The organism is Lelliottia sp. 489 (assembly GCF_050435885.1).
GTDB lineage: Bacteria > Pseudomonadota > Gammaproteobacteria > Enterobacterales > Enterobacteriaceae > Enterobacter > Enterobacter nimipressuralis.
This window is the reverse complement of sequence record NZ_JBNDLC010000001.1, coordinates 598,485-621,620: the sequence shown is the minus strand read 5'-3', so window position 1 is coordinate 621,620 and position 23,136 is coordinate 598,485. Positions and strand designations below refer to the sequence as shown.

19 protein-coding genes are annotated in these 23,136 nt (G+C 55.0%); 2 read left to right on the top strand and 17 right to left on the bottom strand.

Annotated elements, in window-relative coordinates; all coding sequences use genetic code 11:
* Positions 1-14 precede the first annotated feature (14 nt).
* The 6 genes from narI to ABIE11_RS03090 all read right to left on the bottom strand — a co-directional run bounded on the left by narI (position 15) and on the right by ABIE11_RS03090 (position 8,907).
* Positions 15-695 (bottom strand): respiratory nitrate reductase subunit gamma, encoded by a 681-nt coding sequence (gene narI, locus ABIE11_RS03115; RefSeq protein ID WP_102103772.1) that lies wholly within the window; start codon positions 693-695, stop codon positions 15-17.
* A complete protein-coding gene (narW, locus tag ABIE11_RS03110) occupies positions 692-1,387 on the bottom strand; it encodes a nitrate reductase molybdenum cofactor assembly chaperone (RefSeq protein WP_129035262.1) in 696 nt (231 codons plus the stop codon). Before narW ends, narI begins: the two co-directional genes overlap by 4 nt.
* Complete coding sequence (narH, locus tag ABIE11_RS03105) at positions 1,387-2,931, bottom strand: nitrate reductase subunit beta (protein WP_429183965.1); 1,545 nt, start codon at positions 2,929-2,931, stop codon at positions 1,387-1,389. Before narH ends, narW begins: the two co-directional genes overlap by 1 nt.
* Positions 2,928-6,668 carry a nitrate reductase subunit alpha gene (locus ABIE11_RS03100; RefSeq protein WP_371975178.1) on the bottom strand — a complete coding sequence of 1,247 codons (3,741 nt, stop codon included), beginning with the start codon at positions 6,666-6,668 and terminating at the stop codon, positions 2,928-2,930. The genes narH and ABIE11_RS03100 overlap by 4 nt, the downstream gene beginning before the upstream one ends.
* Positions 6,669-6,737: 69 nt before the next feature.
* A complete protein-coding gene (locus ABIE11_RS03095; protein ID WP_429183964.1) occupies positions 6,738-8,129 on the bottom strand; it encodes a NarK family nitrate/nitrite MFS transporter in 1,392 nt (463 codons plus the stop codon).
* A gap of 211 nt (positions 8,130-8,340) precedes the next feature.
* Positions 8,341-8,907, bottom strand: a complete 567-nt coding sequence (locus ABIE11_RS03090; RefSeq protein ID WP_429183963.1) for a TetR family transcriptional regulator — start codon at positions 8,905-8,907, stop codon at positions 8,341-8,343.
* A 115-nt stretch (positions 8,908-9,022) separates the two neighbouring features.
* Between ABIE11_RS03090 and ABIE11_RS03085 the strand changes: the two genes are divergently transcribed.
* The gene (locus ABIE11_RS03085; protein WP_371975175.1) at positions 9,023-10,510 is read left to right on the top strand and encodes an MFS transporter; all 1,488 of its coding nucleotides are present in this window, start codon (positions 9,023-9,025) and stop codon (positions 10,508-10,510) included.
* A 1,631-nt stretch (positions 10,511-12,141) separates the two neighbouring features.
* Here the strand turns inward: ABIE11_RS03085 and ABIE11_RS03080 are convergent.
* The 9 genes from ABIE11_RS03080 to ABIE11_RS03040 form a co-directional block, all read right to left on the bottom strand.
* On the bottom strand, positions 12,142-13,023 hold the full coding sequence (locus tag ABIE11_RS03080; protein ID WP_429183962.1) for a hypothetical protein: 882 nt from the start codon (positions 13,021-13,023) through the stop codon (positions 12,142-12,144).
* A 13-nt stretch (positions 13,024-13,036) separates the two neighbouring features.
* The gene (locus ABIE11_RS03075) at positions 13,037-13,516 is read right to left on the bottom strand and encodes an Hcp family type VI secretion system effector (RefSeq protein ID WP_429183961.1); all 480 of its coding nucleotides are present in this window, start codon (positions 13,514-13,516) and stop codon (positions 13,037-13,039) included.
* 256 nt (positions 13,517-13,772) lie between these two features.
* Positions 13,773-14,999: a Zn-dependent hydrolase gene (locus ABIE11_RS03070; protein ID WP_429183960.1), complete on the bottom strand. Its 1,227-nt coding sequence runs from the start codon at positions 14,997-14,999 to the stop codon at positions 13,773-13,775.
* The gene (locus ABIE11_RS03065; RefSeq protein WP_100780087.1) at positions 14,996-15,478 is read right to left on the bottom strand and encodes an L-2-amino-thiazoline-4-carboxylic acid hydrolase; all 483 of its coding nucleotides are present in this window, start codon (positions 15,476-15,478) and stop codon (positions 14,996-14,998) included. Before ABIE11_RS03065 ends, ABIE11_RS03070 begins: the two co-directional genes overlap by 4 nt.
* A gap of 17 nt (positions 15,479-15,495) precedes the next feature.
* Positions 15,496-16,653 carry a branched-chain amino acid ABC transporter substrate-binding protein gene (locus ABIE11_RS03060; protein WP_429183959.1) on the bottom strand — a complete coding sequence of 386 codons (1,158 nt, stop codon included), beginning with the start codon at positions 16,651-16,653 and terminating at the stop codon, positions 15,496-15,498.
* Positions 16,654-16,680: 27 nt separating this feature from the next.
* A complete protein-coding gene (locus tag ABIE11_RS03055; RefSeq protein ID WP_429183958.1) occupies positions 16,681-17,400 on the bottom strand; it encodes an ABC transporter ATP-binding protein in 720 nt (239 codons plus the stop codon).
* Positions 17,393-18,160 carry an ABC transporter ATP-binding protein gene (locus tag ABIE11_RS03050; RefSeq protein WP_129035271.1) on the bottom strand — a complete coding sequence of 256 codons (768 nt, stop codon included), beginning with the start codon at positions 18,158-18,160 and terminating at the stop codon, positions 17,393-17,395. The genes ABIE11_RS03055 and ABIE11_RS03050 overlap by 8 nt, the downstream gene beginning before the upstream one ends.
* On the bottom strand, positions 18,157-19,263 hold the full coding sequence (locus ABIE11_RS03045) for a branched-chain amino acid ABC transporter permease (protein ID WP_429183957.1): 1,107 nt from the start codon (positions 19,261-19,263) through the stop codon (positions 18,157-18,159). The genes ABIE11_RS03050 and ABIE11_RS03045 overlap by 4 nt, the downstream gene beginning before the upstream one ends.
* 8 nt (positions 19,264-19,271) lie before the next feature.
* Complete coding sequence (locus ABIE11_RS03040; RefSeq protein ID WP_429183956.1) at positions 19,272-20,222, bottom strand: branched-chain amino acid ABC transporter permease; 951 nt, start codon at positions 20,220-20,222, stop codon at positions 19,272-19,274.
* Positions 20,223-20,393: 171 nt separating this feature from the next.
* Between ABIE11_RS03040 and ABIE11_RS03035 the strand changes: the two genes are divergently transcribed.
* Positions 20,394-21,332 (top strand): LysR substrate-binding domain-containing protein, encoded by a 939-nt coding sequence (locus ABIE11_RS03035; RefSeq protein WP_107703531.1) that lies wholly within the window; start codon positions 20,394-20,396, stop codon positions 21,330-21,332.
* Here ABIE11_RS03035 and ABIE11_RS03030 read toward each other — a convergent pair.
* Together ABIE11_RS03030 and ompC are read right to left on the bottom strand one after the other, a co-directional pair.
* Complete coding sequence (locus tag ABIE11_RS03030) at positions 21,322-21,762, bottom strand: GFA family protein (protein ID WP_429183955.1); 441 nt, start codon at positions 21,760-21,762, stop codon at positions 21,322-21,324. The genes ABIE11_RS03035 and ABIE11_RS03030 overlap by 11 nt on opposite strands.
* Before the next feature lie 79 nt (positions 21,763-21,841).
* Positions 21,842-22,915 (bottom strand): porin OmpC, encoded by a 1,074-nt coding sequence (ompC, locus tag ABIE11_RS03025; RefSeq protein WP_100780096.1) that lies wholly within the window; start codon positions 22,913-22,915, stop codon positions 21,842-21,844.
* Between the last annotated feature and the right edge of the window lie 221 nt (positions 22,916-23,136).

The following is a 23,136-nucleotide window of genomic DNA, read 5'->3' as shown; positions in this document are numbered from 1 at the left end:
AGGGTTTAGTTTACTCAGCGGCGCGATCTCACCACCTGATAGCGCCGCGTAAGGTACTCCACCGGCGCGCTCCAGACGTGAACCAGCCGGGTGAACGGGAACAGCAGGAAAATGGTCATTCCAAGCACCAGATGGACGCGGAAGATGTAGGCCACGCCGTCGAGATGCGCGGAAGCACCGCCGTGGAAGGTGACGACCGCCTGCGCCCAGTCGACCAGTTTCAGCATTTCGCTGCCGTCGGGGTGTTGTGCGGAAAACGGTATCGTCGCCAGACCGAGAATACACTGCACCAGCAGCACGCAGAGGATCAGGATATCCGCCGTGGACGAGGTCGCGCGGATACGCGGATTAGTGAGGCGTCGCACCAGCAGTCCCGCGCCGCCAATCAGCGTCAGCACGCCGCAGACGCCGCCGAGGATCATCGCCATCAGCTGTTTTTGCGACATCGGCAGGAACCACGAATAGACCCAGTGCGGCGTCAGCATCCCGAAGGCGTGGCCGAAAAAGATCCCCAGAATGCCGATATGGAACAGATTCGACCACAGCACCATGCCGCGCTTATCAAGCATCTGGCTGGATGATGCGCGCCAGGTGTACTGCCCGTAGTCGTAACGCAGCCAGCTTCCCAGCAGGAACACGGTCCCGCACAGATACGGGTAGATATCGTAAAAGAAGACGTTCAGAAAGTGCATCATTTCGGGCCTCCGGCGCTGACGTCCACGTACTGAGGCGCGACGTCCTGGCTAAAGCGTCGTTGATATTGCTGCATCGGCGAGCTGTCGCACGCCGTGGCATTGTCCTCAATAAACTTCACCTGTTCCTCTTCCCACACGGCATCCAGCGCCTGGCGGGTGTCATCGCGTTGTTCTGTTGCCACCTGTTTAGTGACGCTGTCACTTGTTAGCTTGCTGGCGGCGAGCTGAAGCAGGGCGTCGAACAGCTGATACTGCGGGACATCGCGCTGTTTTAGCCGCCCGCCGATCAGGGCCAGAATAGGCGCAACGTTTTGCAGCCCCTCGCGCGCCTCATCGTCAGGAATGAGACTCAGATACTCCAGATAGAGCGGCAGATAATCCGGCAGTTCGCGGCAGTCGAGCTGTAAACCGGCTTTCTCGTACTGGCTCATCAGATCAACCATCGCCTGACCGCGATCGCGGGATTCGGCGTGAACATGCTCGAACAACAGCAGCGAGGTGGCCCGTCCGCGCTCAAACACTTCACACCACTGGGCCTGTTTATCCAGCAGCGCCGCGCCAAGATGCTGCTGCGCAAACGGCAGCAGCGGCGGGGCATCTTGTGCGATCAGAGAAAGGGCTTCATCGCGGCTCTCCCATAGCGCCTCGTCGGGGTATTCAATGAGCAGGGCAATAATTTTGAGAATTCGCATTACTCTCCCTCCCCGTGTTCACGCACCTCTGAGATATTAATGGCGTCGATGCGCTGGCTGTTAAACAGGTTGAATTTGGTGTCGGAGCCGTGACAGCCGTCGCCGAAGGTAAAGCCGCAGCCGTTTTTCTCCGGGAAGGCGTCACGCGCCATTTCACGGTGGCTGGTCGGGATCACGAAGCGGTCTTCGTAGTTGGCAATCGCCAGGTAGCGGTACATCTCTTCTACCTGTTCCACGCTCAGGCCCACTTCGTCGATAGCGCGCGTATCGGTCACCCCTTCGACGGTTTGGGATCGTTTGTAGTGGCGCATCGCCATCATGCGTTTCAGGGCGCGCAGCACCGGGCCGGTATCGCCCGCGCTCAGCATATTCGCCAGATACTGCACCGGAATACGCAGGCTCTCGACGGCAGGCAGAATGCTGTCGGTCTGGGGCAGACCCCCCGCATCGGCGTAGGACTGAATCGGCGACAGCGGCGGCACATACCAGACCATCGGCAGGGTACGGTATTCCGGGTGCAGCGGCAGGGCCAGCTTCCAGTCCATCGCCATTTTGTAGACCGGCGAGCGCTGCGCCGCGTCGATCACGTTCTGCGGAATGCCCTGTTTCAGCGCTTCCTCAATCACTGCCGGGTCGTTCGGGTTCAGGAACACGTCGCACTGACGCTCGTAAAGATCCGTTTCGTGCTCGGTGCTCGCCGCTTCTTCGATGCGGTCCGCGTCGTACAGCAGCACGCCAAGATAACGAATGCGCCCGACACAGGTTTCCGAGCACACGGTCGGCTGGCCGGATTCGATACGCGGGTAGCAGAAGATGCATTTTTCAGACTTGCCGCTCTTCCAGTTGAAATAGATTTTTTTGTACGGACAGCCGCTGATGCACATGCGCCAGCCGCGGCATTTGTCCTGGTCGATCAGGACGATGCCGTCCTCTTCGCGCTTGTAGATGGCGCCGCTCGGACAGGTGGCGACACAGCTCGGGTTGAGGCAGTGTTCGCACAGGCGCGGAAGGTACATCATGAAGGTGTTTTCGAACTGGCCGTACATCTCCTTTTGCATCTTGTCGAAGTTACGGTCGCGGGCGCGTTTCTCGAATTCGCCGCCGAGCAGCTCCTCCCAGTTCGGGCCGCCGACGATTTTGTCCATCCGTTTGCCGCTGATCAGTGAGCGCGGGCGAGCGGTAGGGAGATGATCGCCCTCCGGCGCGCGGTGCAGATCCTGATAGTCAAAGGTGAAGGGTTCGTAATAGTCGTCAATGCCCGGCAGCGACGGGTTGGCGAAGATTTTCGACAGCACGCCTACGCGTCCACCGAGGCGCGGCGTGAGCTTTCCGGTGATGCCACGCACCCAGCCGCCTTGCCACTCCTCCTGATCTTCCCAGTTTTTCGGATAGCCAACGCCCGGTTTGGTTTCGACGTTGTTAAACCACGCGTACTCCATCCCTTCGCGCCCGGTCCAGACGTTTTTGCACGTCACCGAGCAGGTATGACAGCCAATGCACTTGTCGAGATTCAGTACCATGCCGACCTGTGAGCGTATTTTCATTTTTTCGCCTCCTGTACCTGATCCCGACCTTCGCCATCCAGCCAGTTAATGTTTTTCATCTTGCGGATCATGATGAATTCGTCGCGGTTCGAGCCGACGGTGCCGTAGTAGTTAAAGCCGTAGGCCAGCTGCGCGTAGCCACCAATCATGTGCGTGGGTTTTGGGCAGACGCGGGTGACGGAGTTATGAATGCCGCCGCGACGTCCGGTCACTTCCGATCCCGGTATGTTCAGAATGCGCTCCTGGGCGTGATACATCATGGTCATCCCTGGCGGCACGCGCTGGCTCACCACCGCGCGGGCGGTGAGGGCGCCGTTGGCGTTGAAGGCTTCGATCCAGTCGTTGTCTTCAATGCCTAACTCTCTGGCGTCCGTTTCGCTGATCCAGACGATCGGCCCGCCGCGAGACAGGGTCTGCATCAGCAGATTTTCGCTGTAGGTGGAGTGGATGCCCCATTTCTGGTGCGGCGTCAGGAAGTTCAGCGCTTTTTCCGGGAAGCCGTTTGGCGGAATTTCTCGCATGTGGGTCACGCTACGGGTATCAATCGGCGGACGGTAGGCCACCAGGCTTTCACCAAAGGCGCGCATCCACTGATGGTCCTGATACAGCTGCTGGCGACCAGATAGGGTGCGCCACGGGATCAGCTCGTGAACGTTGGTGTACCCGGCATTGTAGGAGACGTGTTCGCTCTCAATGCCAGACCAGGTGGGGCTGGAGATGATTTTGCGCGGCTGGGCCTGGATATCGCGGAAACGAATTTTCTCGTCCTCTTTGTTGATCGCCAGATGAGTGTGAGTGCGCCCGGTAAATTCGCCGAGGGCTTTCCAGGCTTTCACCGCCACATGGCCGTTGGTTTCCGGGGCCAGCGCGAGGATCACCTCCGAGGCATCAATGGCCGTATCAATCAGCGGTCGCCCTTTGGCCGGGCCGTCGAGTTTGACGTAGTTCAGCTTGCCGAGGAAATCGACTTCATCCTGAGTGTTCCACGAAATGCCTTTTCCACCGTTGCCGAGTTTGTCCATCAATGGCCCCAGCGACGTAAAACGCTCGTAGGTTTCCGGATAGTTGCGCTCAATAACGGCGATATTCGGCGCCGTTTTGCCGGGAATCAAATCGCATTCGCCTTTGCGCCAGTCCTGAATATCAAAGGGCTGGGACAGCTCCGCCGGGGAGTCGTGCTGCAGAGGCTGCAACACCACGTCGGTTTCGGTGCCCAGATGCCCGACGCAGACGTCGGAAAAGACTTTGGCGATCCCTTTGTAGATTTCCCAGTCGCTGCGGGACTCCCACGCCGGATCGACGGCGGCAGAAAGTGGATGAATAAACGGATGCATATCCGACGTATTCATGTCGTCTTTTTCATACCAGGTGGCGGTCGGCAGGACGATATCCGAGAAAAGACAGGTGCTGGACATCCGGAAATCGAGGGTCACCAGCAGGTCGAGCTTGCCTTCGATGGCGGCCGTTTGCCACTCCACCTCCTCCGGTTTAACGTCGTCCGTGGAGCCAAGATCGTCGCCCTGAATCCCGCTTTCCGTGCCGAGCAGGTACTTGAGCATGTACTCGTGGCCTTTCCCGGAGGAGCCGAGCAGGTTCGAGCGCCAGACAAACAAATTGCGTGGATGATTTTTACCGTTGTCCGGCTGTTCGCAGGCAAAGCGCAGATCGCCCGATTTCAGCGCCTGAACGGTGTAATCCTGCGCCGACATCCCGGCGGCATCGGCGCGCGCTTTGATGTGCAGCGGGTTAAGCGAAAGCTGCGGCGCAGAGGGCAGCCAGCCCATCCGTTCGGCGCGCACGTTAAAGTCGATCAGGTGACCGGTGAATTTGGCGCTATCCGCCAGCGGCGAGAGCAGCTCCTGAGCGGTGAGTTTTTCATAGCGCCACTGGCTGGCGTGGTTGTAGAAGAAGGAAGTGCTGTTCATCTGGCGCGGCGGGCGGTTCCAGTCGAGGGCAAACGCCAGCGGCAGCCAGCCGGTTTGCGGACGCAGCTTCTCCTGGCCGACATAGTGCGACCAGCCGCCGCCGCTTTTGCCGACACAGCCGCAGAAGACCAGCATATTGATCATCCCACGGTAGTTCATGTCCATGTGATACCAGTGGTTCACGCCCGCACCGAGAATGATCATCGACCGTCCATGGGTTTTATGAGCGGTATCGGCGAATTCACGGGCGATCTGTTCAATATGGCGACGCGGTACGCCGGTGATCTGCTCGCCCCAGGCCGGGGAGTAGGCTTTGATTTCGGCGTAATCTTTTACGGCGTTGTCATCTTCCAGACCGCGATCCAGGCCGTAGTTCGCCAGGATCAGATCGTAAACGCTGGCGACCTGTTGCTGACGGCCATCGGCGAGGGTGAGGGTTTTCGATGGCACTTTGCGGATCAGCACCGGGTCCTGCTTCACGCTGCGAAAGTGCGGGTTTTCATTGCCGCCGAAATAGGGGAACGCCACATTCGCGACCTGATCGTGGGTGATGAGCAGCGAGAGCGTCAGCTCAGTCTCCTGACCGGCAGCCAGCGGCTCCAGGTTCCATTTGCCTTTTTCACCCCAGCGGAAACCAATCGAGCCGTTTGGCGCTACCAGGCCACCGGCGATATCAAAGGCGACGGTTTTCCATTCCGGGTTATTTTCCTCACCCAGCCCGTCGGCCAGATCCGAGGCGCGCAGCATCCGCCCCGGGACCAGGCTGCCGTCGTCCCGCGCATCCAGCATCACCAGCATCGGCATGTCGGTGTAGCGGCGGCAGTAGTTGAGGAAATATTCGCTCGGGTTATCGAGGTGGAACTCTTTGAGGATCACATGGCCCATCGCCATTGCCAGAGCGCTGTCGGTGCCTTGCTTCGGCGCCAGCCACTGATCGCTCAGCTTAGCGACTTCCGAGAAATCCGGGGTAATGGCGATGGTTTTGGTGCCTTTGTAACGCACTTCGGTGAAGAAGTGAGCGTCCGGTGTGCGCGTCTGCGGCACGTTCGAGCCCCAGGCGATGATGTAGCTGGAGTTGTACCAGTCGGCCGACTCCGGCACATCGGTCTGCTCGCCCCAGGTCATTGGCGAGGCGGGCGGCAAATCGCAGTACCAGTCGTAAAAACTCAGGCAGGTGCCGCCGAGGAGTGAGAGATAGCGCGTACCGGCGGCGTAAGAGACCATCGACATCGCCGGGATCGGCGAGAATCCGGCGACGCGATCCGGGCCGTAATGTTTGATTGTCCAGACGTTCGCGGCGGCGATCAGCTGGTTGAGTTCTTTCCAGTTAGAGCGGATAAATCCGCCGTGGCCGCGCGCTTTTTTGTAGCTGCTGGTCTTTTGCGGATCGCTCATGATGGCATTCCACGCCAGCACCGGGTCGCTGTGCTGGCCGAGCGCTTCGCGCCACAGTTCGATCAATTTCCTCCGCACCAGCGGGTATTTCAGGCGGTTAGCGCTGTAGAGATACCAGGAGTAACTCGCGCCGCGCGGGCAGCCGCGGGGTTCATGATTGGGCAGGTCAGGGCGGGTGCGGGGGTAGTCGGTCTGCTGCGTTTCCCAGGTCACCAGGCCGTTTTTGACATAGATTTTCCAGCTGCAGGAGCCGGTACAGTTAACGCCGTGGGTGGATCGCACGATTTTGTCGAATTGCCAGCGCTGGCGATAGCTGTCCTCCCAGTCGCGGTTGGTGTGCATCACCTGCCCATGGCCGTCGGCGAAGGTGTCGCCTTTTTGTTTGAAATAACGAAAGCGATCCAACAATTTACTCATGACGTTTCTCCTGACGGGGCGACGCCCACCCCGTGGTTACACTGCTCACAAAAGTGTTGAACGGAATAGTTATGATTTGACGTGTTTCTGCCGACGGCCATACACCAGCCAGGTGACAAACACGCAGACGATATAGAACACCAAAAAGACCTTCATTGCGCCGACGGGGGAACCGGTCATCGCCAGCGAGGTACCGAAGGCTTTAGGAATGAAAAAGCCGCCGACCGCGCCGATGGCGGAGATAAACCCGAGCGCCGCCGCGGTATCAGACACCGCTTCCTGCTGGGCTTGCTCTTCCGTGCCGCCGCGCAATTTGACGTTATAAATCGTGATCTGGCGGAAGATCACCGCGATCATCTGGAAGGTGGAGCCGCTGCCTAAACCGGCGGTCAGGAACAGGCCCATAAACACCAGATAGAAGGCGGTGAAATTGCCGGAACCGGAGCCGGGGAGCGTCAGGAACAGCAGGGCGCTGAAGGCGGCCATCAGGATAAAGTTCACCAGCGTTACGCGCACACCACCGAGTTTGTCCGACACCACGCCACCCGCCGAGCGCGCCAGCGCTCCGATCAACGGGCCGAAGAAGGCGAGGTGGAGAATGTTCACATCAGGAAACTGGGTTTTGGCGAGCATCGCAAAGCCTGCGGAAAAACCAATAAAAGAGCCAAACGTCGCCAGATAGAGCAGGCTTAGCAACCACAGATGCGGCTGTTTCAGCACCGGCAACTGGCTGGCAATCGAGGCTTTCGAGCTGGCAATATCGTTCATGCCGAAAAAGGCGGCGAGAGTGGCAATAATCAGTAGCGGCACCCAGATCCACGCGGCGTTAGCCAGCGACAGCACAGAACCGTCATCCTGCGGTACGCCATGGACGCCGAGAAACGCAAACATCGGCAGGAAGATCACCGCCGGAGCCACCATCTGCATCACGCTGACGCCGAGATTACCCAGCCCGCCGTTAATGCCCAGCGCGCTGCCTTGTTTTGCTTTCGGGAAGAAAAAGCTGATGTTGCCCATGCTGGAGGCAAAGTTCGCACCGGCAAATCCGCACAGCAGGGCGATGATGATAAACACCCAGTAGGGCGTGGCGCTATTCTGCACGGCGATCCCCAGCCACACGCAGGGAATAATCAGAATAACGGTGCTTAATATTGTCCAGTAACGTCCGCCAAATATCGGCACCATAAAGGAATAGGGCACGCGTAATATTGCGCCAGAAAGAGAAGGTAATGCGGTTAACATGAAAAGCTGATCGGTGGTGAAATTAAAGCCGTCTTTATTGAGATTGACCGCAACCGCGCTGAATAACATCCACACGCAGAAGGCCAGTAGCAGACAAGCGACGGATATACAAAGATTTCGTCGCGCGATGTGTTTTCCTTTATTCTCCCAAAATGCCGCGTTTTCCGGTTTCCAGTTATTTAAAAGATAATGATTATTCTTCTCACTTTTTTGTGACATATCGCCCTCGTACTTACCCGTAAAAAACAGAAAAGAGAAGTGAAAACAGTCAGATGGCTGACGTTATACGATTAAGGTTTTTGGAATTTTTCAGATGCTTCTGAAAGGATAGATAAGAAAGCGAATCCCTGAGTTTGCGAGAGGAGAGATGATTCGCTTTATGTGTTACTAATTGTAAAAAATCGCGGTTTTAAATACTCAATTAGGAGTATTAAAACAATTCCAGAGAGATTAATTTATCAAGATGTTTATTAAATGCGTCGTCATCCATTTCGGGCATATTTAACACGTAGATACCGTCCAGTCCGCAGACTAAACCTATCAATCGCCATGCGATATTTTCGGGGCGGTCTGAGAGTGTAAATACCTTTTCTTCGGCGCCCTGACGGATAATGGCGACGGTATCCTGATGCCACATTTCCATGGTCATCACATAGGCGCTTTTAATGTCCGGATCGCGGCTCGCGAGGATCTGCGCTTCCCGCCACAGACGAATATAAGGCTCGAACAGACCCTCATCGCTGCCGAGCATGGCGCGCAGACGATGGCGACAGTCGCCCACCACCTCGGCATCGAGCAGTTCGCGGATCAGACGCACGAAGGCCAATGCTTTCAGCTCGCCGGCGCTGGCGAAATGGTGATGTACCTGGCCGGAGGCAATACTCGCTTCGCCCGCAATGCGCCGCACCGTCATGGCGCTGAACCCTTCGTTTAAGGCGACGCGCATCGCGGCCTGCAGGATATCTTCCCGTCGTTCATCCTTGCTCAAATAGCTCATGTTCTCTCACTCTCAATGGCGACGAAACGAGTGTAACAAAAAGCTGGACACGCGTTCAACTTTCCGTAGGATCGCATCCTGGACACGTGTCCAGATTAGTGTGAAAGGGAAATTTATGTTTCAAAGGTGGTTAGCGTTAGTGATTATCGTGCTGGTGTATATTCCGGTCGCGATTGACGCAACGGTACTGCATGTGGCCGCGCCAACGCTGAGTATGACGCTCGGGGCCAGCGGTAACGAATTGCTGTGGATTATTGATATTTACTCGCTGGTGATGGCGGGCATGGTGCTGCCGATGGGCGCGCTCGGGGATCGTATCGGCTTTAAAAAGCTGCTGATGCTCGGCAGTATCCTGTTCGGACTGTCGTCACTGGCGGCTGCGTTTGCCCCGTCCGCGGCCTGGCTGATTGCCGCCCGCGCGACGCTGGCGATTGGTGCGGCGATGATTATCCCGGCGACGCTTGCGGGGATTCGCACGCTGTTTGTCGAAGCGCGTCATCGTAATATCGCGTTAGGTGTCTGGGCTGCGGTCGGTTCCGGCGGAGCGGCTTTTGGCCCGTTGGTGGGCGGCCTGCTGCTGGAGCACTTCTACTGGGGATCGGTATTTTTGATCAACGTGCCGATCGTGGTGGTCGTGGTGGCACTGGCGGCGCGTTTTGTGCCGAAACAGCAGGGACGCCCGGAGCAGACGCTGAACATTTCGCACGCGTTAATGCTGATCGTGGCAATTCTGCTGCTGGTCTACAGCGCGAAAACGGCGCTGAAAGGGACACTTTCACCGGCTATCGTGGCGACAACGTTGCTCACCGGCGCGGTGATGTTGTTCATCTTCGTGCGTATTCAGCTGCGAGCCAGCAAACCGATGATCGACATGCGCCTTTTCTGCCATCGCATTATTTTGAGCGGCGTGGTGATGGCGATGACCGCAATGATCGCGCTGGTGGGCTTTGAACTGCTGATGGCGCAGGAGCTGCAGTTTGTGCACGGTTTTACGCCGTTTGAGGCGGGCATGTTTATGCTGCCGCTGATGGTCGCCAGCGGTTTCAGCGGGCCGATTGCGGGCGTGCTGGTTGGAAAGCTTGGGTTGCGGCTGGTCGCGGCAGGCGGCATGGGGCTAAGCGCGGTGAGCTTTATTGGTCTGTCGATGCTCGATTTCAGCACTCAGCAGTGGCAGGCATGGAGTCTGATGGTGCTGCTCGGTTTCAGCGCCGCGAGTGCGCTGCTGGCATCGACTTCCGCGATCATGGCCGCCGCGCCGAAGGAAAAAGCGGCCGCGGCAGGGGCCATCGAAACGATGTCCTACGAGTTAGGCGCGGGTCTTGGGATCGCGATTTTTGGCCTGATGCTTACCCGCAGCTTCTCGGCCTCTATCGAGCTGCCGCAGGGGCTGAGCGCCACGCTTGCCGACAAAGCCTCTTCGTCGATTGGTGAAGCGGTCAAAGTTGCGCAAGAACTCACGCCGACGCTGGCAGACGCGACGATTGAAGCCGCTAAAGCCGCGTTTATCACCTCTCACAGCGTCGCGCTTGGTAGCGCCGGTGCCATGCTGATGATACTGGCGTGCGGCATATGGTTTAGTCTGGCGAGGGTGGAGCAGAAGTAACATTAAACCCGGTAACAGAGTTACCGGGTTTTTCTGTGTTAGATATTTTATATTAACTTAAATCATGATTTACGATGGTCTTGCAGATAGCGGGATCGGTTGCAAAATAGTGGGATAACATTGGAGGCTCCTTACATATTTGATAAGGAGTGAAAAAGGAAATGTACAAATAAATCAATAGTGACAATATATTAAATAGAACCAAGAGCATTATCGACACCAAAGCAAGCAGATTGCCTGAATAATTGAAAGCCATAGGTACCTTATTATCTTTAGTAAATGGAACACATGAAATCATTATAATGGCATATATCAGGCACGGAGTGCATGATATCATTGCCAGATGTCGCCCATCAAACCAAAAAAAATCGCTATTGCTAAAAAACAACATGAAGTCATGATAGGGTATATTAATAGAGAAATGAAAAAGGAAGCTTAGTATTATAATAAGAAGAATTGAAATTATAGTAAATGCTATTTTATTTAATATTTTAACGATCATGAGAAGCCTATTTAATAATTCATAAAATGTTAATAGTCTTAATCTTTATTAAGGTATAGATCACTACATCCAATCATTGGTGGTTGACTCCAGCAATTCTTCTATTTGCGGGAAGGTAAGTAGTGATACAAGGATGATAGGGGAGCAACTGGCTAATGGGCAATTGTCCCCATTGCAGTTCTCCTACGAAGCCAGACCATGTAGTGTCTCGTGATGAATCGTAATTGTTCATATTTATTCCCCCGGTATTTTTCATGCCACAAAAAGTTATTACTGACTATCGCAAAAGGATGCGCTATGTCATATAATGCATCCTTATCCATTCACAAGATCTATATATTTTTAGTTAATAATATTTCTGCTATCCCACCTTGGGATTATTCATTATGAGTTTTTATTTGGCAATATTAATGAATCTAAAGTATATAATATAATAAATATTCCGCATTAATCATCAAAGAGATTTTTTGTTGAGGTTATACAAGTTATAGATGGATCGAATTAAACACTTAGCCTGGTTTCTAATCATCACTTCCCTTGCGCGTATTTAGTCTCGGCAGAGTAATACTGGTGATAAATGTGTCCGGTATAGTTCTCGCTAGTGAGTGCACAGGCAAGACTACACCCGGTAACAGGATTGCCAGGTGTAGTCTATGTAATAAAAATCTGTTAATTTAACTCACGGTTTACGATGGTTTTGCAGATTGCTGGATCTTTGGCAAAGTAATGAGAATACGTGGATGGTTCCTTACATAACTGGTAAGGAGTGAAATAGCCAATATAAAAATAAGTCATCAATGATAATATGCTAAACAACATAAATATTACGAGTGAGATTAGTCCCAGTACATTTCCCCAATAATAAAACGATTTTGGTATCTGGTTATCCTTCGTGAATGGAACTGTAGCCATCATTATACTAAGGTAAATAAAAGCTGGTATGGAAGATATGAGTGAAAGGTGCCGCCCATCGAACCAAAAGTAATTACTCCTCCCGAAAAATAGCATAAAATCATGAAAAGGTATGTCAGTAGAGTATGAAATGATAACGACAGATATCGCGAAAACAATAATACATCTTATAATAGACCATGCTTTAATTAAAATATTAACCATTGTTGATACCATTTTAATAATTAAAACTACCCGGTGGTAACATCCCCGTGCTCGTATGGATATTATTCCACTCATTGATACGTTGTTCTTCGTAAAATGCTTCCTTAATCCTATTTTTTAACTCAACAGACCATCCATGTAGTTCGTCGTATTTATTAAGAGTAGAGTTAGTCGCTAAGCCAATAATGATAAGTGCAATTGTGGTTAAGATAACAGGTGCACCAAGCAATATTAACCCAGCAACACCCGCCACAACAATTGAGATCAAAGTCTTAGCAGCATCTGCAATAATATCACCAAAGAAATCCACCAGCGTATATTCGTTTTTGAATATTAACTCTATTGCCCTAAAAGCCAGGGAAAAGTAAACACAAAACTTAGCACCCTGATACAAGTTATACCCTAAACCTCGCCAACCAATACTCAGTTCCAGCAGTTGCAGATTATTCGCGCGATAGCGGGTACCGTTCAGGATGCGACGCAGGCTCGGGTACCCACTGATTTTTATATAGGTAACTCCACCGTATCGACAGGTTTTAGCCGTGATCCCTATACTCTTGAGATTAAAGCGCAACTGGTTAGCTTCATTCAGATAAGTTGAGAATCTACTGCTACTGAATGCTCCGTCCCAGATGTCTTTGAAATTGCCAGCACCGATTTTATATGAAAGAAAATTATCCGTCTGACCTATAAGGTCGCTCAATACACCTCGCGCTTCCTCTATGGTCAGCAACATGAAGTATTGGGTGTTTTTCTCCAGCAACTTTTCCATTTGGGGTAGAGTATCAATATAGGGATGAGTCGGGATCAACTGATTAATGGGCTGTTGCCCCCGCAGCAGTTCTCCCACATAGCCAGACCAGCCGGTATCTCTTGATGAATCGAAACTGTTCATATAACTGCTATCCCTAGAATATATTTTCTTCCCATAGGCTGTACGTACTGGTCCCAGCATTGATATGTTCCCAGCCAATAGACTTATAGCTAAATGAGATTGTCTCCTGGGCTTCTTTTTCGCTCTGAGTGACTGAGTGGGGGATATGTAAGTCCAGCTCAGTTATGCGCGCATCTGTCAGCTTTAACTGGTAATAACACTCCATACGGCCTGCTTTATCGGTACGGTAAAAATCGAATACACAGCTGAGAGACTCATTATCCGTGATGGCTTTGGCCAGCAGTGGCGAGGATTTATCAAGTGGTTTAACGATACTGACATGATGATGATTAACGTTTCTTTCACGAGAAAGGGCATGGGAGAGAGAATAAACAAGAATTTGATCGCTGTGCGCAACTTGCGCTTTATTACCGACAGATGCATGACTCAAACATCCTGAAGAAATCAATCCCTGCATTTCGCCGACAAGCGACAGATAAACTAATCCGGCCATATGATTCATCCCTTTATATTCATTCCATTTATAGATGTTTCACTACGTATATTTTAGTGAAGCGTTGAGCAATTATTCACCGTTCATTATTGGCAGGCAATCTAAAATAAGAATAAATGAGAGGGGAGTTTTACCTACCGCATTCATAATCAAAAGCGACCGTTATGGGGCGTTTCGCTGGAATAGAGAAGAAGAGGGTGAGCAGGCATAAAAAACGCCCGGTAGCGTTGCGCTTACCGGGCCGTTTTTTCACGAATCATTTCTCCTGTGCCGCACTCAGTACACTGTGCAACAGGACGTTCGCCCCTTTCTCAGACCACTCCGGCAGAACGTTTTCCGCTTCGTTGTGGCTGATGCCTTTTTCGCAGGGAATAAAGATCATGCTGGCCGGGGTGATTTTGCTGATATAGCAGGTGTCGTGCCCGGCGCCGGAGACCATCGCTTTTGATGAATAGCCGAGGGCTTCGACCGCTTTTTCACTGCGCATAAGACACTGCTCGTCGAAGGCGATAGGCGCGTAGTCGAAGATTCGTTCGACCTTTGCCGTAACCCCTCGTGTGGCCAGTCCTTGCGCCGCCTCACGCAGCGCGGCTTCCATCGCTTCAAGCACGTCGCTTTGCGGATGGCGGAACTCCACGCTGCACACCACGCGCGACGGGACGACGTTGCGTGAATTTGGGGTTATCTGCGCCATGCCGATGGTCGCGCGGCCGTCCGGTTTGTGCTGATAGCCAATCTCTTCGACCATCAGCGCCAGTTCAGCGAAGGCGGTTAACGCATCGCGACGGCTGTGCATTGGCGTCGTCCCTGCGTGCGCGGCAAAACCGTCCAGCGTCAGGGTAAACCAGCGCTGGCCCATCGCGGCGCGCACCAGTCCGATATCGATAGCCTCATCTTCCAGAATCGGACCCTGTTCGATATGCAGCTCGTAGCAGGCGTGAACCGGAAACGCGCGCGCAGGCACGGTGCCGCGATAGCCGATAGCCTCCAGCGCTTCGCCTACGGTTATGCCTGCGTTATCCGTACGGACGAGGGCGTATTCTTCGCTAAATTGCCCGGACCAGACGCCGGATGCCAGCATCGCTGGGGCGAAGCGCGCCCCTTCTTCGTTCGTCCAGTTCACCAGCACGATGTCGCGCTCGGTTTCCACGTGATGATCGTTGAGGGTGCGCAGAACTTCCAGCCCGGCCAGCACGCCGTAGATCCCGTCGTAATTTCCGCCCAGCGGCTGGGAATCCACATGCGAGCCGGTCATCACCGGTGGCAGGGCGCGGTTTTTCCCGGCGCGGCGAATAAACATGTTGCCCATGCTGTCGACGTCGCAGGTAAAACCCGCTTCCCGCGCCCAGTCGCGAAGCAGGTTGCGGGCAATGCGATCTTCGTCGCTCAGCGCCAGACGCGTTACGCCACCGGCGGGCGTGCCGCCGATCTGCGCCATCATCCCGAGCGTGGACCAAAGCCGCTGCGCATCGATGTGGATCATGCTTTGTCCTTTTTCGTGTGGTAGCGGAAATCACAGCATTTTCCGCCCTGCATGATGGTGGTGGTGCGTGTCAGTTCGACGTCTGGCGCGTAGCCGACGATGAATTTCTCATCGCGGGCGCACGACAGCAGGTGACCGATCTCGCCCAGCCCCATTTCGTGATACATCTCGGCATACCGACAGCGGGTGACGTTATAGTTGTACTGCTGGTCGTCGGCGTCGATCACTTTCACGTCCAGCGCGTTGTCTTTCTCCCAGAGATATTGCAGGGCGATAAAACTCTTCACATCCGCGCCGTTCGGCTCCTGACGGGCAAAATGTGCCCCTGCGTCAATCGCCGCCTGTTCGATGGCTTCCCCAATTACCGCCTGGGCGCGGGCTTTCCCTATCTCGCGCACCAGGATTTCGTAAATAGGTTTAATAATTTCTGCTTCTATTTTGCGGCGGGCGAGAATGCCCAGCTCATTGTTATCACTCATCACATTGCCTCACTGCGTTACTTCGTTTTTGCGCCGCCCAGAACGGTTAGCGGCTGCCATTTGCCATCGACCACTTTGTAGACGGTAAAGGACGGGGATTTCAGGTTGCCCTGTGCGTCAAAGGCGATCTGTCCGGTGACGCCGGAATAGCTGATGGCACGCAGGGCGGGCAGATATTCAGCCGGATCGACAGAGTTAGCTTTTTCCATGGCGGCAACCAGCACGCGGGTGGCGTCATAGGCGAACGGCGCATGCAGTTCGATATGGGTGTGGTAGCGCGACTGATACGCCTGCTCAAAGGCTTTACCGCCCGGCATCTGATCGACCGGCAGACCCGGCTCCAGCGCGACAACACCTTCGCCTTCTTTCTGTGCCAGCTGCAGGAACGTCTGGCTGACAAAACCGCCTGCGCCCATTAGCGTGGCGTTCATGCCCAGCTGTTTGATACGACGCGCCAGCGGAGCGGCCTGGCTATCAACGCCGCCGAAGAACACCAGATCGGCGTTTTTGCTGCGAATGGCGGTTAAGACGGCGCTAAAGTCCACGGTTTTGTCGTCAACGTACTGGCGGTCGACGATCTTCACGCCCTGCGCGTCCAGCGATTTGATAAATTCATCCGCCAGCCCCTGGCCGAACGCGGTACGGTCGTCGATCACCGCGATGCGCTTGGCTTTGAGCGTTTTCACTGCGTATTCGCCGGCGAACTGACCACCGTCATCGTCGTGGCCCATCACGCGGAAACTGGTGTCAAAACCCTGTTTGGTATAGGCGTGACCGGTGGCGACGGGCGCTACCTGGGCGATACCGGCATCGTGATACACACGCGCTGCGGGAATACTGGTGCCGGTATTCCAGTGGCCGACTACGCCCGCGACGCCGCTATCGACCAGACGCTGAGCGACAGCCACCGCGGTGCGCGGATCGGACTGGTCATCTTCGGACTGCAGTTTGAAGGTCACTGCTTTGCCGCCGATGGTCGGGTGCTGTTTGTTGATATCGTCAATCGCCAGCTGCGCGCCGTTCTCCAGATCTTTACCGATACGTGCCGACGGGCCGGTGAGCGGGCCTGCAAGGCCGATGACCACGGTTTCGCTTTCCGCCGCCCATGACGCGGAAGAGGCAAAACCACTGAGCAGAAGAGCGGCGCTGAGCGCACTGATTTTTACGGTTTTCATTATATTTCCCTGGTGTTGGTTGGTGTGTTAAACGGGCATTTCACCCAAATAAATCTGTGCAATCTGATCGTCATTGAGCATCGCTTTCGAGTCGCCGTGATGCACAATGCTGCCGCTGTCCATCACCCAGGCGCTATCCGTCACTTCCAGCGCCAGCCGGGCGTTTTGTTCGATCAGCAGCAGGGCCACGCCGCGCTCACGCAGCCCTTTAATAACCTGAAAAATGTTTTCGACCATCTTCGGCGCCAGCCCCATGGACGGCTCATCGAGAATCAGCAGGCGCGGCTGGCTGAGCAGGGCGCGGTTCAGCGCCAGCAGCTGCTGTTCACCGCCCGAAAGCAGCCCGGCGAGCTGATGTTGACGCTCACCGAGGCGCGGGAAACGGTCGAAAATCTCGTCCATTTCGGCTTTCACATTGGCCGTGTCGCGCCGCAGCCAGGCCCCCATCTGTAAATTCTCCAGCACCGTCATGCGCGCAAAGATGCCGCGACCTTCCGGAACCATCACCAGCCCGTCTCGAAGCAGTGCTTCGGCTTTGCGTTTACGCACCGGCTGGCCGTTAAACGCAATAGCGCCGCCGAAATTTTCCAGCCCGGTGATGGCGCGTACGGTTGAGCTTTTTCCCGCGCCGTTAGCGCCAATCAGCGTCGCCTGTTCGCCTTCTTGCAGAGTGAACGACACATCGCGTACCGCCTGAATCCCGCCGTAATGCACGTCCAGACGTTCGACTTTCAGTAACTCAGACATGGGCGTTGCCTCCAAGCCAGGCGGCGATCACCGCCGGGTCACGCCGAACGGTGTCGGGTGTGCCGACGGCCAGCGTTTTGCCGTAATCAAGCACCGTCAGGCGATCGCAGATCCCCATCACCAGCTTCACGTCGTGCTCAATCATCAGCAGGGTTTTGCCATCGTCACGAATGCGGATGAGCAGTTCGCCGAGGGCGTTTTTCTCAGCCGCATTCATGCCAGCAGCCGGTTCGTCGAGGGCCAGCAGCAGTGGATCGGTCGCCAGCGCGCGGGCGATTTCCAGCCGGCGCTGATGCCCGTAGGCCAGATCGCAGGCGCGATAATGGGCGAATCTGGCGATGCCGGTATACTCCAGCCAGTGCCAGGCCAGCTCGCGGGTTTGCGCTTCTTCGGCGCGTGCCCGTTTGTGATGCGAAAGCGCTGCCCACAAGCCGTTGCGGGTGCGCACATGGCGCCCGACCATCACGTTTTCCAGTACCGACATCTCATTAAACAGGCGCACGTTCTGGAAAGTGCGGGCGATCCCGGCAGCCGTTACTTTGTCGATCTGCTTCGGAAAATAGGGCTTGTCGGCAATCGAAAACTCGCCGCTGTCCGCCGGATACAGACCGGTAATGAGGTTAAAACAGGTGGTTTTCCCTGCGCCGTTAGGGCCAATCAAACCGTAGATTTCGCCCTGATTGATGGAGAGCGAAACATCGTCCACGGCGGTCAGGCCCCCAAAGCGTTTAGACATATTGCGAACGGTGAGCAGGCTCATGCTTTAACCTCCTTGTGGCGAACCGGCCAGATCCCGGACGGGCGCAGCAGCATCACCAGCACCAGCGCCAGGCCGTAGAACAGCTGACGCAGGATTTCCGGGTCGATCAGTACGGTGCCGAACAGCGCCTGCTGTACGGGCGCGGCCTGGCTGCGCAGGATCTCCGGCAGGGCGGTGAGCAGCACTGCGCCGAGGATCACGCCTGGGATGTGGCCCATCCCGCCGAGCACCACCATCGCCAGCACCGCAATGGATTCCTGAAGGGTGAAGGATTCCGGCGACACGAAGCCCTGGAATGCGCCAAATAGCGCACCCGCCACGCCGCCAAAAGAGGCACCCATCGCAAAGGCCAGCAGCTTATAGTTGCGCACGTTGATGCCCATCGCGCGGGCCACGTCTTCGTCTTCGCGAATGGCGTGCCATGCGCGGCCAATGCGCGAATGCTGCAGGCGCAGGCAGACAAAAATAATCAGCACGATCACCAGCATCAGCAGGTAATACCACAGCCACAGGGCCGGGACTTTCATGCCGAACCAGTGGTATATGCCGCTGAACTTCAGGCCAAACAGATTGAGCGTATCGACGCCGGTAATGCCTTTTGCGCCGTTGGTGATGTTCACCGGGCGGTCAAGGTTACGCATCAGAATACGGATGATCTCCCCAAAACCGAGGGTGACAATCGCCAGATAATCGCCGCGCAGTTTGAGCGTGGGCGCGCCCAGAATAATCCCGCACACCGCCGCGACCAGCGCCGCCAGCGGAATAATCAGCAGATAAGAGGTGTGCATCCCATCCGGGAACCAGACGGCGAGAAGGGGGAACGTCTCCAGCAGATGCGGGGACGCCAGCAGCGCCGCAAGATAGGCGCCGACGGCATAAAACGCGATGAAGCCCATATCCAGCAGGCCGGTGTAGCCCACGACGATGTTCAGCCCGAGCGCCAGCATGATGTACAGCAGAGCGAAGTCGATCACGCGCACCCAGTAGTTGCCGCCGAGCTGGCTTGCCACCACGGGGGCGATCAGCAGGGCAAGGACGAACAGGGTCATGCCGGACCAGAAGCGGCGCTGCGAGGCGGGTGCCTGTAATGATGTTGTTGTCATAGTTTTCCCTACGCCCTGTGCGCCACGCGTTCGCCCAGCAGACCCGCCGGGCGGAACACCAGCACCAGAATCAGCACGATGAACGCAAAGACGTCCTGGTAGTTACTGCCAAACACGCCGTGGGTGAGTTCACCCAGATAGCCCGCGCCCAGCGATTCAATGATCCCAAGCAGGATCCCGCCGATCATTGCGCCGCGAATATTGCCGATTCCGCCCAGAACAGCGGCGGTGAACGCTTTAATGCCGGGCAAAAAGCCCATCGAGAAACTGGCGTTGCCGTAGTTACTCGCCATCATTACACCTGCGAGCGCGGCGAAGATGCCGCCGATGGCGAAAGTCAGCGTGATAATGGCGTTGGGATTGACCCCCATCAGCGTGGCCACGCGCGGGTTTTCCGCCACCGCGCGCATTCCGCGCCCGAGACGGGTGTATTCCACAAGTAGCCACAGGCCGATCATCACCGCCAGTGCCAGCGATACCGTGACAATGCCGGTGACGGTAATGATCGCCGGGGGATGGTTCACACTGCCGGAGGTGACGGCAATCGCGTCCATCGGCAGAATTTGCGGGAACATCAGCGGGTTGCGGCTCCAGATAATCATCGCCACGGTTTGCAGCAACACCGAAACGCCGATCCCGGAGATCAGCGGCGCCAGACGCGGCGCGTTGCGCAGGCGTCGATAGGCGAAGCGTTCAACGGCCATCGCCAGCAGGGCGCAGACCGCCATGGCGACAACCAGCGCGAAGCCGAGCTGTAGCAGCTGAGGCATATGCGGGAAGGTGCTGTTCAGCGCGTTCAGGGCCGACAGCGTGGTAAGCGCGCCGACCATCAAAATGTCGCCGTGGGCAAAGTTAATAATGCGCAAAATGCCATACACCATGGTATAGCCCAGCGCGATCAGCGCGTAGATGCTGCCCAGCATCACGCCATTAATCAGTTGTTGTATCAGTGTGTCCAACGTTATTACCCGACAGATTGCTCTTTCAGCGGGTAACATCCAATAATTGAATTAAATTGTAAAATACGCATATATTATTTCTTATGATAATTCGAGATTGATTTATCGCGATGATTTTAAAGAGAATAGTGAGACGTCATCTGAGCGAAATTACGGCCCTAAAATCAACATATGAATAAAACAGAACAATCACTACAGCTGCCTGCTTATGCCGAAAGCCGTCTGGCGAACGATCCGCCCCTGCGTGCCGTGCGCGCCTTTGAGGCGATTGCCCGGCTGGGGAGCGTGACGCTGGCCGCGCAGGAGATGGCGATCTCGCCGTCTGCCGTTAGCCATCAGCTCAAGGTGCTGGAAGGGTATCTGCAAATGCCGCTCACAGAGCGCCATGGGCGCAGGCTGGTCCTGAGCCAGCAGGGACGCGACTATTACCGCTCTATTCGCGCGGCGTTTAATGTGCTGCGCCAGGCGACGGAGCACCTGGTGGAGCAGGCCCAGACCCGTCAGGTGACCATCAGCCTGATTCCGCTGTTCGGTATGGGCTGGTTTATTCCGCGCCTGCCTGCGTTCATGCGCGCCAATCCGCAGACGGAAATTAACGTGGTGTATGCCAACCATCGCAATTATCTGAGCGATGCGTCGGATATGTCGATTCGCTTTGGTAACGGCCAGTGGGCGGGGTATCAGAGTGAAAAACTGATTTCAGGCCAGATGGTGCCGGTGTGCAGCCGGGCGTTTTTACGCGTCCACGGCCATATGGATACGCCGGAACAGCTGCTACAAATGCCCCTATTGCACGATGAAGAGCGCAGTACCTGGCAGCAGTGGTTTATCCAGCAGGGCGTTAAACGGCCTGCGCGCAAGAGCGGCCCGCTGTTTGAGGATGGCTTACTGACGCTGGCGGGTGTGCAGGCCGGTCTGGGCTGCGCGTTGATGCGCGAGCCGCTGATCGCGCCCTATCTGGAGAGCGGCGAGCTGGTGAAAATCTTTGATGCGCCAATCGATGACGGGCGCGATTATTATCTGTGCGTCCGTCAGGATTCGGATATGACCGAAGATGGCAAATTGCTGCAAGCCTGGCTCAGGCGCGCGGCGGTTAGCGCTACGGTGTAAACGAGCAGTTTTTGTCCAGCGCTTCGATCTCGGTGCCACTGAATCGGGCGTATTGTCCGGTGAGACGCCAGAACGCGGGCTGCGTTTCGGTGTAGATCTCGGCGGCCAGAACCAGGCGACGGCGTTCATCTTCACTCAGCTCAAGCAGCGTCCAGGGGACAAAATAGCGGCCAGTGGGAGTAAGCTCAAACCACAGCGGGCAGCCGCAGCCGGGGCAGAACCAGCGTTCGCCGCGCACAGACGACGAGAAGTGCGAAGGGGAGATCGAACCGTCTTCCACGATGGGGTCGCCCTGAGTTTCCAGATACATCGCGATGCCGCCCGACCATTTCTGACACATCGTACAGTGACAGGCATAGACGTCGAGGGCCTCGATGTTGACGCTAAAGTGGCTCATTCCACACAGGCAGCGTCCGGTATAGAGTTGCATGGCGTACTCCTTTATCACGCCAGTGGACTGCGATAAAAAAAGCCAGCCACGAGGGCTGGCTTTTTTAACAGACAAACACTTAGAACTGGTAAGTCAGACCCAGTGCAACGATGTTGTCAGTGCTCACACCAGCAGCTTTGGTGAAGGCATTGTCGTCAACCAGGTTGATTTTGTAGTCAACGTAGGTGGACATGTTTTTGTTGAAGTAGTAAACGGTACCCACTTCAATGTATTTCACCAGATCCTGGTCACCGTAAGAACCGATGTCCTTACCTTTGGACTGCAGGTATGCCAGGGAAGGACGCAGACCGAAGTCGAACTGGTACTGAGCAACCGCTTCGAAGTTCTGAGTTTTGTTAGCAATGTAACCGTCACCGAAGTTGGTCATGTTGCGGGTTTCAGAGTAGGTGGTTGCCAGGTAGATGTTGTTCGCATCGTATTTCAGGCCAGCAGCCCAAACTTCTGCGTTTTCGCCGCCTGCGTTCAGGTTGCTTGCAGCGCGAACCTGGTTGTCAGTACGGTCAGATTTCGCATAGGTCGCACCCACGCCGAAACCGTCGATTTCATAGGTAGAAGACAGACCCCAGCCATCGCCGTTCGCGGTGGTGATATCACGGTCGTCGTTTTTACCCTGGTACTGTGCAGCAAAGTTCAGACCATCAACCAGACCGAAGAAGTCTGCGTTACGGTAGGTTGCAACACCGGTAGTACGACCGGTCATGAAGCCGTCAGTCTGAGTCCAGGTGTCTCCGCCGTATTCTGGCAGAACGTCGGTCCATGCGCCGATGTCGTAGGCTACGCCGTAGTTACGACCGTAGTCGAAAGAACCAAATTCGTTGAATTTCAGGCCCGCGAACGCCAGACGAGTTTTGTTGCCTTTGTCGCCGTTGGATTCGTCGTTGTTGCCTTTGAACTCATATTCCCACTGACCGTAACCGGTCATCTGGTCGTTGATCTGAGTTTCGCCTTTAAAGCCCAGACGCACGTAAGTTTTGTCGCCGTCGTTGCCAGCGTCGTCAGAGAAGTAGTGCAGACCTGTTACTTTACCGTACAGATCCAGTTTGTTACCGTCTTTGTTAAAGACTTCAGCCGCGTTTACCGCGCCTGCTGCCAACAGAGTAGTCACTGCCACTGCAACTAATTTAAGTTTCATTTTAATAATCCTTATAATTTTCTTTTGGGCATTTCCTGAGCCATTAATAAACGATTTCTAAACGAGGTCGTTCGTCAATGGCATGCTATTTTTAGAAATGTTGTAGCCGCATTTCAATAATAAGTTTCAATTTATTGCTGATAATTTCAATTAGTGTGACCGGTGTCTGATAAAACGGCCAATATTCCGCAGATTTGATTATTTATTATTCGGTAATTGAG